Genomic DNA, 12,750 nt, shown 5'->3' on the forward strand with positions numbered 1-12,750 from the left:
TATTGTTTTTCGTGCTGCTTTTTGAACCTTCTCTTGTACTATCTTTTACACCATCTCTTGCACCATTTTTGGTATTATCTTTCGCCCCATATCTTATATTGTTTTTCGTGCTGCTTTTTGAACCTTCTCTTGTACTATCTTTTACACCATCCCTTACACCATTTTTCGCATTATCTTTCGCCCCATATCTTATATTGTTTTTCGTGCCGTTTTTCAAATCTTCTCTTGTACTGTCCTTTACACCATCTCTTGCACTATTTTTCGTATTATCTTTCGCCCCATATCTTATATTGTTTTTCGTGCCGTTTTTCAAACCTTCTCTTGTACTGTCTTTTACACCATCTCTTACACTATTTTTCGTACTATCTTTCGCCCCATATCTCATATTGTTTTTCGTGCTGCCTTTTGAACCTTCTCTTATACTGTCTTTTCCACCATCTCTTACACTGTTTTTCGTATTACCTTTCGCCTCATATCTCATATTGTTTTTAGTACTGCCTTTTGCTCCGTCCCTCACACTATCTTTTACACCGTTTCTCTCACTATTTTTCACATCTTTTTTCGCACTATCTTTCATAACATTTTTCTTACCTCCATTCCCTTTCTCCTGCTTCCCCTCACCACTTTTATTCCCCTTCCAATCATCACGAAACCTCTCTTTTTTTATCCTGTTATCTATCATAAACTCTCTCCATCCTTTTCCATCATAATTTTTCATCCTATCTCATAAAAACAAACGGCATTCCACCAAAACAATTTCCCATCCAAACCAGTCTGCCGCCTGTCCACCAATTCCATATTCACAGCTATTATAATACATTATCCCCCAGAAAACCACAAAATTTCTCTTCCCTCCCCAAACACCGCACCATTTCCCCACAATCCTTTAAAAAACCCACAATCCCGCTCTTTTCCTTAAAAACCCTTGCAATCTCCCACAACTCAGCTATAATACATCCTAAAAAGAACAAAAGGAAGTTTAACATCATGAATACCGAACAAAACACCTTCTACTTAGACAAGACCATTTACTCCGGGCGTCCTTTGGATGTCTCTGAGCGGCTTCCCAAGGAAATCAGAGCTTACGACCTGCTGGACAGGCTTGATATCCCCTATGTGAGACTGGACCACGATGCCCTCCCTTCCATGGAAGCATGTAAGGAAGTTGATGAGTTGTTGGAAATTGATATATGCAAGAATTTATTTCTTCGAAATGCCCAAAAAACCGACTTCTATCTTCTCCTGATGCCCGGCCAGAAAAAGTTCCGCACTGCCGTACTTTCAAAACAAATCGGCTCTGCCAGACTTTCCTTTGCAGAACCGGAATTCATGGAAAAGTATTTAGATATTACACCTGGCTCTGTTTCTGTACTGGGACTTATGAATGATAAAGATCATCAAATCAGACTGCTGATTGACAAAGATGTCCTTTCTCACGAATTTTTTGGCTGTCATCCCTGTATCAATACCTCCAGCATAAAGTTTAAAACCAGATATCTTATAGACAGTATCCTCCCCGCCATCGGATATGACTACACTCTGGTTGATCTTTCATAATCCTGAGAGTAATGCCTTTCTGCTATGCTCAAAGCAATATAGGCTCAGGGCAATATATCTCCAGGGCAGTATACTCCAGGCCAACATAGTTTTGAGCGTGTAGCTGCTTTAAACATACGATTGTTTTGAATGCGTAATTACTTCGAGTATTTGAAATATTATAAAAATGCATATTATCTCAAAATTTCAGTGTTTTTAGCATGTATTGTTCCGGAGATACAAACCACACCACACCCCAAAACCGCTCCCCCCTCTACAAGCAAAAAAACAGGCAGAACCCACACACTCCAGTTCTGCCTGTTTCCATCCCCTAAATTGCCCTAGTATTTTCCTTCAGCCACAAATCCTCTTCCTGAGAAAGATAAGGAGAAAGGTTTTCATAAACTGCCTTATGATAATCATTCAATAACTCCACATCCCTATCCGTCATAACAGACCTATCAAGGGCCTCCAGATCGATAGGAACCATGGTCAAAAACTCAAACTCCATGAACTGCCCATACTCATTTGCTTCTGCTTTCTTACACACAATCAGATTTTCAGTACGAGCTCCATGACTGCCCTCAATATACACTCCCGGCTCGTCCGATGTGATCATGCCTTCCTCCAGAACGCAGCTATCCTGCCGCTCCGGAACCATGCGCCAGCGTATTCCATTGGGCCTCTCATGAACATTCAGCAGATACCCGATTCCATGGCCTGTTCCATGGTCAAAGTTGATTCCCCTGCTCCAAAACGGCTCCCTGGCCACATAATCCAGAGTAAGACCTCTGCATCCATACAGAAACTTCACCGCTCCCAAACGCAGCATGCTGATCACTGTCAGTGTAAAATGCTCCCGTTCTTCCTCTGTCAGCCGCCCCAAAGCAACCGTTCTTGTCACATCAGTCGTTCCCTCATAATACTGTCCGCCGGAATCCACCAGGTAAAGCCCCCTTGGCTCCAGCTTTGTATCATTTGATTTATCAGCCTTATAATGGCACATCGCGGCATTGGCTCCATAGGCAGAGATGGTATCAAAGCTGATTCCCAAATTCCCTTCCTGCTCCGAACGCAGCCTGTCTAAATGCTCCTGAGCGCTGACCTCAGTGATGTTTTCCCTGCCCACATTGTTTTTCAGCCAGTAAATAAACTTCACCATAGCTGCCCCGTCTTTTTTATGGGCATTTCTCATATTTTCAATTTCCACCGGATTTTTCATGGCCTTTGCCATAACGGTGGGATTCATCTTATCGATAATCTTGTTGGTATCGTCAATGCTCTTATAAATGGCATAATTGATCTTGCCGGTTTCCAAAAGAACCTTCTGTCCTCTCAACTGTCCTGCTGCCGTATAAATATCATTATATGGGCGGACCGTAACCCCTAATCCCTTCAAGTAAAGCTTTACTTCATCCTTTAACACCTGTTCATTGACAAATAAGTAAAACCGCTCCAGTGTCACCATGGCATAAGACAATACCACCGGATTACACTCCACATCATTTCCCCGGATATTCAACAGCCATGCAATGTCATCAAGCGTAGTGAGAATATGAACCGCAGCCTTTTCCTTCTTCATCTGAGCTCTCAAATCTTCTATCTTCTCCGCAGACGGTTTCCCTGCATACTTTTCTTCCAGAATCCAGGCCGGCTGGGCTGACAGAGAAGGGCGGTCCTTCCATATAATATCCACCAGATCCTCCTGACAGGACAGAGTTACATTCTTCTCCTCCAATAACGCTTCCAAAGCCTGACCCATCTGGCAGTTTACCACCCGTCCGTCAAAGCCCAGGCGCCCGCCTTCCGGCAGAACCCGCTCTAAATATTCCTCAACGGAAGGAACCCCTGGCTGCCCCATTTTCTGAAGGGTAACCCCCGAACTGTCAAGCTGTTTCCCCGCCTGGACAAAGTAACGTCCGTCCGTCCACAATCCTGCTTCTTCTTTCGTAATAACGGCTGTTCCTGCGGAGCCGGTAAATCCCGTCACAAACTCCCTGCATTTAAAATAAGCTCCCACATACTCAGATTCATGAAAATCTGAAGTAGGGATCATATAAGCATCTATATGGCGCTCTGCCATCAGGCTTCTGAGCTGTTCCAATCTGTCCTGAATCATTCCTTGATTTCTCCTTTGGTTTCTAAATAATTTTGTATGGCTTCTGTAATTCCTTCGCTATAAGTCGGATGAGCCCGCATGGCAAGCATGAGCTGCTCTGCGGTGAGCCCGTTTGCAATGGCAGTAGCCATCTCGCTGATCATATCGGTAGCCCTTGGGCACATGATCTGGGCGCCTACCAGAGTTCCGGAGTACTCCTCAAAGACGAGATGAATAAAACCGCTCTGTTCTCTGGTAATAATAGACTTCCCATTTCCGCTCATTAAATAACGGCCGCAGCCAACTTTCATATTGCAGGCGCTGGCGGCCTCTTTTGTAAGGCCCACAGAAGCGACTTCCGGTTCCGTGTAAATGCAGCCCGGAATCACCGGAAGCTCTACAAACATGCCCTTTGGCACCACACAAAGACGGATGGTATGTTTCACCCCCGCTATTTTTTCCACAACATAAGTGCCCTGGGCCGCAGCCACATGGGCCAGTTTTTTACGGTCCGCCACATCGCCTATGGCATAAATTCCCGGCTCACTGGTGCAGAAATCAGAATCCACCTTTAAATGTCCGTTTTCCATTTCAAAATCCACGTCAGGGCCAATGAGTTCTTCCATATAAGGAGTCCGGCCCGCAGCTATGACGATCTGGCCGGAGCGGAGCGTCTGTTCCTCCCCATTCATGGTAAACACGCATACTAATCCCTGATTTGCGTCCTCCCGTATTTCCTTAATCACAGTATTGCAGAATACGGAGATTCCCTTTCTGCGCAGTTCACCCTCCAAAGCCTGGGACACCTCTCCGTCCATGGGGTCCAGCAGATGCCGTCCTCTTTCCAATATGGTCACATTGGAACAGAGGGCATTAAAAATCGTGGCAAACTCCACCCCGATCACACCTCCGCCAATGATGGTAAGGCGGTCATAATTCCAGACCTCCGAAGTCAAAAGGCGGTCACTGGTCAGCACTCCCGGAAGGTCTGCTCCCGGTATATTTGGAACCACCGGCTTTGCCCCTGTGGCAATGATGATATTGTCCGCTTCGTAATAATCCTTTCCTTCAGGGCTGTTTACCTCAACAGTATGCCCCCGGCGTATGGTGGCTGTTCCGTAAATAACCTGTATCCCGGCAGTCTCTATAAGCTCTTTTATCTCATTCCGGTATGCCTTGACAGACCGTTTTTTGTAATGCTGCATCTTTTTAAAATCAAAGGAAATAAAATCTGTGGACACTCCGAATTCATCACTGTTTTGAAGCGTCTCAAAAATGCTGGAGGCATGAAGCAGAGCCTTTGCAGGAATGCAGCCCTTATTGACACAGGTTCCTCCCAGCTTTTCCTTTTCCACAATGGCGGTCCGAAGACCAAGACCTGCTGCCCTTAAAGCCGCAGTATATCCGCCCGGCCCTCCGCCGATCACAATTAAATCATAATGCTTTGCCATTTGACTCCTCCCCGTTTCTCCTGGGCTTTGGCCTTTTTCTAATGGATCATGCCAAAATGCAGACAGGCATTTTTAATCCCATCCCGGTCAATGGCATCCGTCACATAATCCGCCGCCCGTTTTAATTCCTCCATGGCATTTCCCATGGCAATCCCTTTTCCGGCCATTTTCACAATATCATAATCGTTCATGCTGTCTCCGAATGCCGCCGTTTCAGAAAGAGGCACCTGATAATATTCGCAGAGCCTTACAAGCCCCATGGCCTTGGAAGCCTTCCGTTCCACTATATCAGCCCCTCTTTTATCCGCAAACATATGTACCTGGATTTCAGGAAACTGTTCCTCCATGGTCCTTGCTCCGTGCTCATTCCCGATGTAGGCCATGGTCCTGACGTCCAGTTCCGTCAGTTTCCCCGGATCATCAAAGATTCTTCCGCATTCTCCCCACAGCTTTGTTTCATGACTTACAATAACCTCCGGATTGATGTAATAATCTCTGTCATCAATGGTGGCCCCAACGCTGTAGGGGGTGTCTTTCACATAAGCCAGGATTTCCTTTAAAAGCTGCTTGTCAAATACGTGCTCATAGAGGACCTTATCCCCTACCGTTACCTTGGTTCCATTGAGATGAATGATGGCATCAGGCCTTACCGCATCCCGGATTTCTGTGCTGTATATGGAATCCATATCCCGGCCTGTCGCTATAACGATAATATGGTTCTCCCGCAGCTTTTCTATTGTCTCCAAAGCGCTGGCCGGAATGCTCCAATCCTTATGATCCAGCAGAGTCATATCCACATCAAAGCTCACAATTGGTTTCATCTATTTTCACCTATTTTCTGCTCAAAATAAACTTGTCTTTACCATAATATCCTATATTTTAAAATTTTTCAACAAATATACTTTACCAATCCAAAACTTTCTGCTATAATATCATTCGTGTGAGATAAACGGAGTATGGCGTAGCTTGGTAGCGCGCTCGGCTGGGGGCCGAGAGGTCGCAGGTTCAAATCCTGTTACTCCGATGAATTTAATACGCTGGAAGCCTTATTTTTACTGAGCTTCCAGCTTTTTTATTTTCTGATTATAAAGCTCCATTTTGGTTGGCACTGGCGGACAATTCTTATTTGTATGAAATATGGACAGTTCCTTTACTTAGATGTCATAATATGACCAGGCCAACGTCTGTTTTAATCACGAACATAATGGTAAAGAAAAAGACGATAGTAAATAACCTATCATCTTTATATTAACTGCTCTTACTCTCCAGCTATCTAAACTGCTCTGGTATCCGATATTTACTTTTTACAACATCTATCATACTTTTCAATTGGTTCTGGCCCTCTGGTCACAGTACGAAGGATCTGGAGTCCTCCTTTTTCATCGGCGGCCACTCTCCAGTCAACCAATAAAATTTCACCATTTATTATCTCAATTCCTGATACCCCTCGTGTTCGAATACAACAGCCTGTATTAAAATATGGAAGTTCGTTTGCTTTTGGAAATTTAGGTCTATGAGTATGTCCGCAAATCATCATAGTCTTTTTCTTTTTTAACCATTCACTATATATCCGTTCTATCTTATGCCTTTTATATAAATTACGGGCAGGACTTGTGGGATTATCAAAACCCACAAGATGAAGATATCTCCATAAGTAGCGAAGTAACGCCATGGACAGGAACCATAGCTGATCATTCATAATATCTCCCTGATGTCCATGAAGAACAAATATCTTCTGTCTGCTGTTTTTATAATTAAGAACCAAAGCCTCCTTTGGTTCTAATCCTTTGAACAAATCTTCAGTTTTTTGATTGTATTCATCGTAATATTGATAATAATTTGCTTTAACAAAACGTTTTGACCGCAGATAAATATTATGATTGCCATATAGCATAATAAACCTTCCGGAATCATAAAACTTTTTCATTACAGTAAATACATCTGTGTGCGCAAGACGAATAACACTGAAATTCTTATATTCCCATAGTTCATCGCCATCGCCTACCTCAACATAGACATAATCTTCTTTATTATAATAATTCAGAGCATGCAAAAATACGGACTGATTTCTGATAAACATATCAGATACACTATCATCTTCTCTGTGGCAATCACTGAAAAATATAAATTTAGAATTTTCATCAATTGATATGTTTGCAGCATTTTTAAATGCCCTGGTCAGTCTTTTATTTACTCTCATCATTGCTCCAAATACACTTTTTTATATAGTATTTAACTTATTCTCAAATTTATACCATATATAAATGTTTACTATCATCAATGATTCTTTAGCAAGCTAAAGGCTATTGGGCGGTCTCTCATATAAAACAGTTCTTCAATACGAATTAATACATACAGCCATTGATCTGCATCACATATTTGACACCTGCTCATAAAAATTGACACATGTTCTCAACCAGCTTTTTCTCAAGTCCAATAAGCCGCTTTGTAATATCTTTAGATTTTTCGTCGGCCGCTTTATACTGGTTTAGATATTTGTTAAGCGATTTTATACCCATATTACAACCATCCGTTATCAAATCAGCAATGGTTTGATCAGAGTCATTCATAACTAACTTAACATTTGTTTTTATCCACGCCATGCTTTTAGCCATTGGGTTAGGTGCCTTCCCATCGTCGTGAAATTCATTTAAAAGGGAATGAATTTCCTCATCTAATTCTTCATGGTTATTTTTGCAATCAATCAGATACGTTTTTAAATTGTTATCAGAAACATATTCCAACACCTCATCAATCGATTTGATCCCCATTTTTATCCCTGCGTCGCACTCACGTAATAGCTTTATAGTATCTGCCTCTATCATAATATCACCCAGCTCCTTATTTTATAGTATAAAATAAGTATATCTATTTCTGTCCCTTATATCCGAATATAACTTTAGATATTGCGGATATTCTATAAAAAAGCCGTTCCTGTCCCACATTACATAAGTGTCAGACAGAAACGGCATTTTTTTAATTGATTCCCAAATAAATTTCCTTCACCTTTTCATCATGGAGCAGTTCCATTCCCGTTCCCTCCAGCACATTTTCACCGTGGTTAATGAGATATGCATAATCCGAAAACTGCAGGGTATCTGTGGCATTTTGCTCTACGATAATAATGGTCAGTCCCATTTGATTAATCTTCTTTATGAATTCAAACATCTCCCCCACCAGCTTAGGAGCGAGACCCAGCGAGGGTTCGTCTAAAATCAGCAGCTTAGGCTGGCTCATCAGTCCCCTGGCGATGGCTACCATCTGCTGTTCTCCTCCTGACAAAGTTTCTGCAAGCTGATGTTCCCTTTCTTTTACTCTGGGAAAAATCTCATAGATTTCTTCCAGCCGTGTCTGAATCTTTTTCTTGTCTTTGATACGGTAGGCGCCCATATGCAGATTATCTGCCACGGACATCTTGCCGAATAAAAGCCTGCCTTCCGGCACCATGGCAATCCCCAGTTCCACCATTTTGTGGGCAGGAACATTCAAAATAGATTTTCCCTGATACAGGATATCTCCGGACGTAGGTTTCAGCTTTCCCACAACACTGCGTAAAGCCGTTGTTTTTCCTGCTCCGTTTGAGCCTAATAAGGCGACGATCTTCCCTTCTTCTACTTGAAAAGACAAGTTGCTGATAATGGGAGTTCCATCATATCCCGCACACAGATTCTTCACTGATAGCATACGTCTGCCTCCTTTGCAAATCGTTTAAATGGTCTTTCCGCCCAAATAGGCCTGTATTACTTCCGGATTTCCAGTCACTTCTTCCGGTGTTCCTTCTGCCAGCAGTTTCCCTGAGGTCAGAACGATCACCCGGTCTGAAACACTCATGACCACTTCCATGACATGCTCAATCATCAAGATGGAAATTCCTGAAGTCCGAATCCGCCGGATTAAGTTAATGGCTTCTTTCCGCTCCACGCCGCTTAAACCGGCCATGGTTTCATCCAATAATAAGAGAGTTGGCTGAGTGGCCAGCGCCCTTGCAATCTCCAGCCTTTTTTTCTGCATGACATTTAAGTCGCCTGCATTCATATAAATAAAGGCAGCCAGTCCGCACATGGCGATCACTTTTTCCGTGTGGGCTTTGGCATCTTCCACCGTTTTGAACCTGTTAAGGGATGCCACCAATACATTGTCCAAAACTGTCATGTCATTTAAGGACTGAGGAATCTGAAAGGTTCTTCCCACTCCCAATTTGCATATTTTATACGATTTTTTCTTTGTGATATCAATGCCGTTAAAAATAATATTTCCTGAGGTCAAGGAGTGGGCTCCGCTGATGGAATTAAATAAAGTAGTCTTTCCAGCCCCATTGGGACCTACCACACCGACAATTTCTCCCTCTTGTACAGAAAAACTCACATCTTCATTGGCAACCAGTCCGCCGAATTTTTTTGTGGCATTTTTTATTTCCAATATGGTTTTCATTATATTTTTCCCTCCATTTCCAGAGGTGTCAAAACCTTTGGCTTTTTCCGTTTAAACAGGGAAACCAGCCCATTTGGCAAAAATATAACGATCAAAATAACCAAAGTACCGTATAAGAACAGATCAAATCCCCTGATGGAAGAAAAGGCAGCCCTTGTATATTCTGAAATCACAGTCAGCACAATGGCTCCTATAATGGGCCCGATCACCGTTCCGATACCGCCCATAACGGCAACCAGACAGATCATGAGAGACACATTGAGAGGCATCACCACGAGAGGGTCAATATATTGCAGGTAGTTGGCATACAGACTGCCAGCCAGACTGACTACCCCTGCGCTGAGCATAAATGCCAGCATTTTATAGCGGGAGGTGTTGATTCCTACACTTTGAGCAGACTCTTCATTGGCTTTGATGGCTCTTAAATAATATCCGAATTTGGACTTATCTAATACTTTTGTAAGCATCAAAATGATAGCTACAAAGATTAAATATATGTAGTAATAGGGATATTTTGAGATGAACTGCATGGTATACCAGGCGGGTTTTGTCTTTTCCAGAAAATCAACGCCTGTAGCGCCTCCCACAGCACTCCAGTTCAAAAATATAATACGTCCGCTTTCTCCGATTGCCATGGTGGCCACCGCAAAGTAATGCCCTTTTAACCGGAGCAGGGATGCTCCCAGAATAAAAGCCAGGCCTACAGAAATTGCAACCCCAATCCACATGGTAACCCAGGGAGTGGCACCAAAAGCTTTCATTCCAATGGCACAGGAGTATGCTCCAATTCCATAAAACAGGGCATGTCCGTTGGAAACCTGTCCTGCATATCCGCCGATAAAATTCCATCCCATTCCCAAAATGGCCCAGATACAAATCAGGATCATAACATGAACTGCAAAAGGTGTCTTTATAAAGAGCGGGAGCAGGGCGGCTGCCAATAAGCCGATTAAAAATCTTACCATAAACTGACTATTTGAATATATAAAATTCTTCATTTTTCCTCCTTCTCCTCTGCTATTTACCAAACAATCCTTTCGGTCTGAAAGAAACTACCAGCATGAATAAAATACAGACTGCCACATATTTAAAAGCAGTGTTGACATAAACGCCTGCAAATACATCCACGAGTCCCATCAGGATTCCGCCTACGTAAGCCCCAAAAATACTGCCAAATCCCCCAAGGGCAACGGCAATCAATCCAAACAGCAGGAAAGAAGAACCGGAAGTCGGGGTTATATAATAGTAATAGGAAAGAACGCATCCAGCTACACCTGCGATGGCGCTTGCAATTCCAAAGGCCAGTGTATAGGAAAACTCAATATTGATTCCCACCAGTTCTGCGGCATTTTTATCCATGGAAGTGGCCCGGATTCCTTTTCCCGTTTTCGTCCGGTTCATAAAAAGGAAGAGCAGCAGGGTAACGATTATAGAAACGATCAGGGGCACCAGCTTTTCCTTGCTGATTACTAAAAATCCAAAATCAATGGTTCCTGTAAACAGAACTTTTGGAATGGTTCGAAATTCACTGGTGGCCAGCATAAGCATACCGTTTACCAGCACCATACTCAAGGCAAAGGTAACGAGACGCTGGGACAGAACCGGCCCCTTTAGTGCCCTTTGTATCAAACTCTTGTAAATGAGCACTCCCACAATAAACATGGCAACGGCTGCAAGGGGAATGGAAAAAATAGGGTCCAGGCCAAACTTTTGATTTAAAAAGAAGGTAATATACATACCTATCATCAAAAATTCTCCCTGGGAAAAGCTCAGTACATTCATGACTCCCCAGACCAGCGCAATACCCATTGCGATCAGCGCCAGTATGGAACCAATGACCAGTCCCTCAAAAATACATTGAATTACCATAATACCTTTTCCTCCTTATCTTTCATCCCATAGCGGCAGCGGATACAATCCCTCATAAGCCCTGGCTTCACTAGGATAAACGGTCTGGTACTTTCCGTCCTTAATCTGGCAGATCAAAGAAGTGGATGCCACATTCTGCCCAGCCTCATTAAATTCAAACCCCGTTCCCGCAATAAACAGCTTATCCGTGGGATAATCCAGATTGTACATAGCCTCTTTAATGGCATCTGCATCTGTGGAGCCTGCCTGATCGATGGCAAGACACAGGATATAAAGATCAGTTCCGCATTTTAACACATCCGGAATCAAATCCACCCCATTGGAATACTCTTTCCGGTACAGATCACCGATCTGTTTCACCAGCGGAATCTGTAAATCCAAAGCCCATGCGCTGGTGGAACATAAGCCTTCTGCATCTTCCCCCAAGGCAGTAAAGAGCTCACTCTGCATGAAACCGCCCCGCTGTCCCATGATCATCTTTGGCATATAATTAAGCTGTTTGAAGGTTTTTATATATAAAATAACATCCGAAATATAGGAGGACATCATGACCACATCTGGATTTGATTTCTTTAATTTCAAGGATTCGCTGATCAGATTGGTGGCATTGGAACTGTAAGTGATATTTTCCACAATCTCAAACCCGTATTTCTCAGCACACTTTTTTTGCACGTTTGCGATGTTCTTTCCAAATTCTGTATCCTCTGAAACAAAGGCCACGGTCTTGATATTGGCGTTCTGTGTTTCATTTAATTCCATTAAGTACTGATACGTATCCTCCACGTATATGGTATCGTCAGGGAACAGACGGAAAAAATATTCGTACCCTTTTTGTGTCAATGAAGGTGAGGTTCCTTCTGAAATCAAAGGAACACCGTATTTTTCTGTGGCCACTGCCGCGGTCTTAGTATTGGCGCTGCTGAACAGTCCTACAATCCCCACTGCTCCTTCTGAGGTGATCAGACGTTCCGCTTCCGACAATGCCGTGTCAACTGTTTTCAAGTCGCCAAATACCAGCTCCACCTTTTTCCCGCCCAGATTGGGAAGGCCTTCTGACTGAGCCAGCGGTATATCAATATCACTTCTGCTTTCATTGATAATATCCGCAAACATGGTCATGGCCGCCCTTACTTCTGCTCCTGCTTTTGACTGGGCTCCGCTCATAGGAAGTAATACCCCGATTTTTACTGTGTCCTGATTGTTTTTTCCGGGAGCTTCTGTTACCTGCCCGTCACTGCCATTTTCCCCTTCCTGCACCGGCTTCTGAGTTCCTGCACATCCGCCTATCAATACCGCCAGAAAGAGAACCGCCCCAAAATACTTTAAAAAAAATCCCAACTTTTGTTTCATCTTTGTCACCCCATT

Annotated in this window: 11 protein-coding genes, 1 tRNA gene and 1 pseudogene; 2 read left to right on the forward strand and 11 right to left on the reverse strand. The window is 43.3% G+C overall.

The window, feature by feature from the left end; genetic code table 11:
* Positions 1 to 718: pseudogene (locus tag QM657_RS18635) on the reverse strand (hypothetical protein); the annotation flags it as partial.
* A 269-nt stretch (positions 719 to 987) separates the two neighbouring features.
* On the opposite strand from QM657_RS18635, the gene QM657_RS18640 reads away from it, so the two are divergent.
* Positions 988 to 1,557 (forward strand): prolyl-tRNA synthetase associated domain-containing protein, encoded by a 570-nt coding sequence (locus QM657_RS18640; protein ID WP_415068207.1) that lies wholly within the window; start codon positions 988 to 990, stop codon positions 1,555 to 1,557.
* Between the two features lie 310 nt (positions 1,558 to 1,867).
* Here the strand turns inward: QM657_RS18640 and QM657_RS18645 are convergent, their stop codons facing one another.
* Genes QM657_RS18645 through QM657_RS18655 form a run of 3 tightly spaced genes read right to left on the reverse strand, consistent with a single transcriptional unit; the run spans position 1,868 to position 5,906 of the window.
* The gene (locus QM657_RS18645; RefSeq protein WP_415068208.1) at positions 1,868 to 3,655 is read right to left on the reverse strand and encodes an aminopeptidase P family protein; all 1,788 of its coding nucleotides are present in this window, start codon (positions 3,653 to 3,655) and stop codon (positions 1,868 to 1,870) included.
* Positions 3,652 to 5,085 carry a dihydrolipoyl dehydrogenase gene (gene lpdA, locus QM657_RS18650; protein WP_415068209.1) on the reverse strand — a complete coding sequence of 478 codons (1,434 nt, stop codon included), beginning with the start codon at positions 5,083 to 5,085 and terminating at the stop codon, positions 3,652 to 3,654. The genes QM657_RS18645 and lpdA overlap by 4 nt, the downstream gene beginning before the upstream one ends.
* Positions 5,086 to 5,123: 38 nt before the next feature.
* Entirely contained in the window at positions 5,124 to 5,906 is a 783-nt protein-coding gene (locus QM657_RS18655) for a Cof-type HAD-IIB family hydrolase (protein ID WP_415068210.1), read from the reverse strand.
* Between the two features lie 129 nt (positions 5,907 to 6,035).
* On the opposite strand from QM657_RS18655, the gene QM657_RS18660 reads away from it, so the two are divergent.
* Positions 6,036 to 6,109: transfer RNA gene (locus QM657_RS18660), tRNA-Pro, on the forward strand.
* A gap of 273 nt (positions 6,110 to 6,382) precedes the next feature.
* On the opposite strand, the gene QM657_RS18665 is transcribed toward QM657_RS18660, so the two are convergent.
* The 7 genes from QM657_RS18665 to QM657_RS18695 all read right to left on the reverse strand — a co-directional run bounded on the left by QM657_RS18665 (position 6,383) and on the right by QM657_RS18695 (position 12,735).
* Positions 6,383 to 7,288, reverse strand: a complete 906-nt coding sequence (locus tag QM657_RS18665) for a metallophosphoesterase (RefSeq protein ID WP_415068211.1) — start codon at positions 7,286 to 7,288, stop codon at positions 6,383 to 6,385.
* Between the two features lie 187 nt (positions 7,289 to 7,475).
* Positions 7,476 to 7,910 (reverse strand): hypothetical protein, encoded by a 435-nt coding sequence (locus tag QM657_RS18670; protein ID WP_415068212.1) that lies wholly within the window; start codon positions 7,908 to 7,910, stop codon positions 7,476 to 7,478.
* A gap of 151 nt (positions 7,911 to 8,061) precedes the next feature.
* Positions 8,062 to 8,769 carry an ABC transporter ATP-binding protein gene (locus QM657_RS18675; RefSeq protein WP_415068213.1) on the reverse strand — a complete coding sequence of 236 codons (708 nt, stop codon included), beginning with the start codon at positions 8,767 to 8,769 and terminating at the stop codon, positions 8,062 to 8,064.
* 24 nt (positions 8,770 to 8,793) lie between these two features.
* Positions 8,794 to 9,516 (reverse strand): ABC transporter ATP-binding protein, encoded by a 723-nt coding sequence (locus QM657_RS18680; protein WP_415068214.1) that lies wholly within the window; start codon positions 9,514 to 9,516, stop codon positions 8,794 to 8,796.
* On the reverse strand, positions 9,516 to 10,514 hold the full coding sequence (locus tag QM657_RS18685) for a branched-chain amino acid ABC transporter permease (RefSeq protein ID WP_415068215.1): 999 nt from the start codon (positions 10,512 to 10,514) through the stop codon (positions 9,516 to 9,518). Before QM657_RS18685 ends, QM657_RS18680 begins: the two co-directional genes overlap by 1 nt.
* Positions 10,515 to 10,533: 19 nt before the next feature.
* Positions 10,534 to 11,385 (reverse strand): branched-chain amino acid ABC transporter permease, encoded by an 852-nt coding sequence (locus QM657_RS18690; RefSeq protein WP_415068216.1) that lies wholly within the window; start codon positions 11,383 to 11,385, stop codon positions 10,534 to 10,536.
* A 15-nt stretch (positions 11,386 to 11,400) separates the two neighbouring features.
* The gene (locus tag QM657_RS18695) at positions 11,401 to 12,735 is read right to left on the reverse strand and encodes an ABC transporter substrate-binding protein (protein ID WP_415068217.1); all 1,335 of its coding nucleotides are present in this window, start codon (positions 12,733 to 12,735) and stop codon (positions 11,401 to 11,403) included.
* Positions 12,736 to 12,750 lie beyond the last annotated feature (15 nt).

Origin of the sequence: Lacrimispora sp., from assembly GCF_047605665.1 — a bacterium.
GTDB lineage: Bacteria > Bacillota > Clostridia > Lachnospirales > Lachnospiraceae > Lacrimispora.

Excerpts from the sequence above, each read along its gene's own strand:
- QM657_RS18640 (WP_415068207.1), top strand. The coding sequence starts at position 988 with ATGAATACCGAACAAAACACCTTCTACTTAGACAAGACCATTTACTCC.
- QM657_RS18645 (WP_415068208.1), bottom strand. The coding sequence starts at position 3,655 with ATGATTCAGGACAGATTGGAACAGCTCAGAAGCCTGATGGCAGAGCGC.
- lpdA (WP_415068209.1), bottom strand. The coding sequence starts at position 5,085 with ATGGCAAAGCATTATGATTTAATTGTGATCGGCGGAGGGCCGGGCGGA.
- QM657_RS18655 (WP_415068210.1), bottom strand. The coding sequence starts at position 5,906 with ATGAAACCAATTGTGAGCTTTGATGTGGATATGACTCTGCTGGATCAT.
- QM657_RS18665 (WP_415068211.1), bottom strand. The coding sequence starts at position 7,288 with ATGATGAGAGTAAATAAAAGACTGACCAGGGCATTTAAAAATGCTGCA.
- QM657_RS18670 (WP_415068212.1), bottom strand. The coding sequence starts at position 7,910 with ATGATAGAGGCAGATACTATAAAGCTATTACGTGAGTGCGACGCAGGG.
- QM657_RS18675 (WP_415068213.1), bottom strand. The coding sequence starts at position 8,769 with ATGCTATCAGTGAAGAATCTGTGTGCGGGATATGATGGAACTCCCATT.
- QM657_RS18680 (WP_415068214.1), bottom strand. The coding sequence starts at position 9,516 with ATGAAAACCATATTGGAAATAAAAAATGCCACAAAAAAATTCGGCGGA.
- QM657_RS18685 (WP_415068215.1), bottom strand. The coding sequence starts at position 10,514 with ATGAAGAATTTTATATATTCAAATAGTCAGTTTATGGTAAGATTTTTA.
- QM657_RS18690 (WP_415068216.1), bottom strand. The coding sequence starts at position 11,385 with ATGGTAATTCAATGTATTTTTGAGGGACTGGTCATTGGTTCCATACTG.
- QM657_RS18695 (WP_415068217.1), bottom strand. The coding sequence starts at position 12,735 with ATGAAACAAAAGTTGGGATTTTTTTTAAAGTATTTTGGGGCGGTTCTC.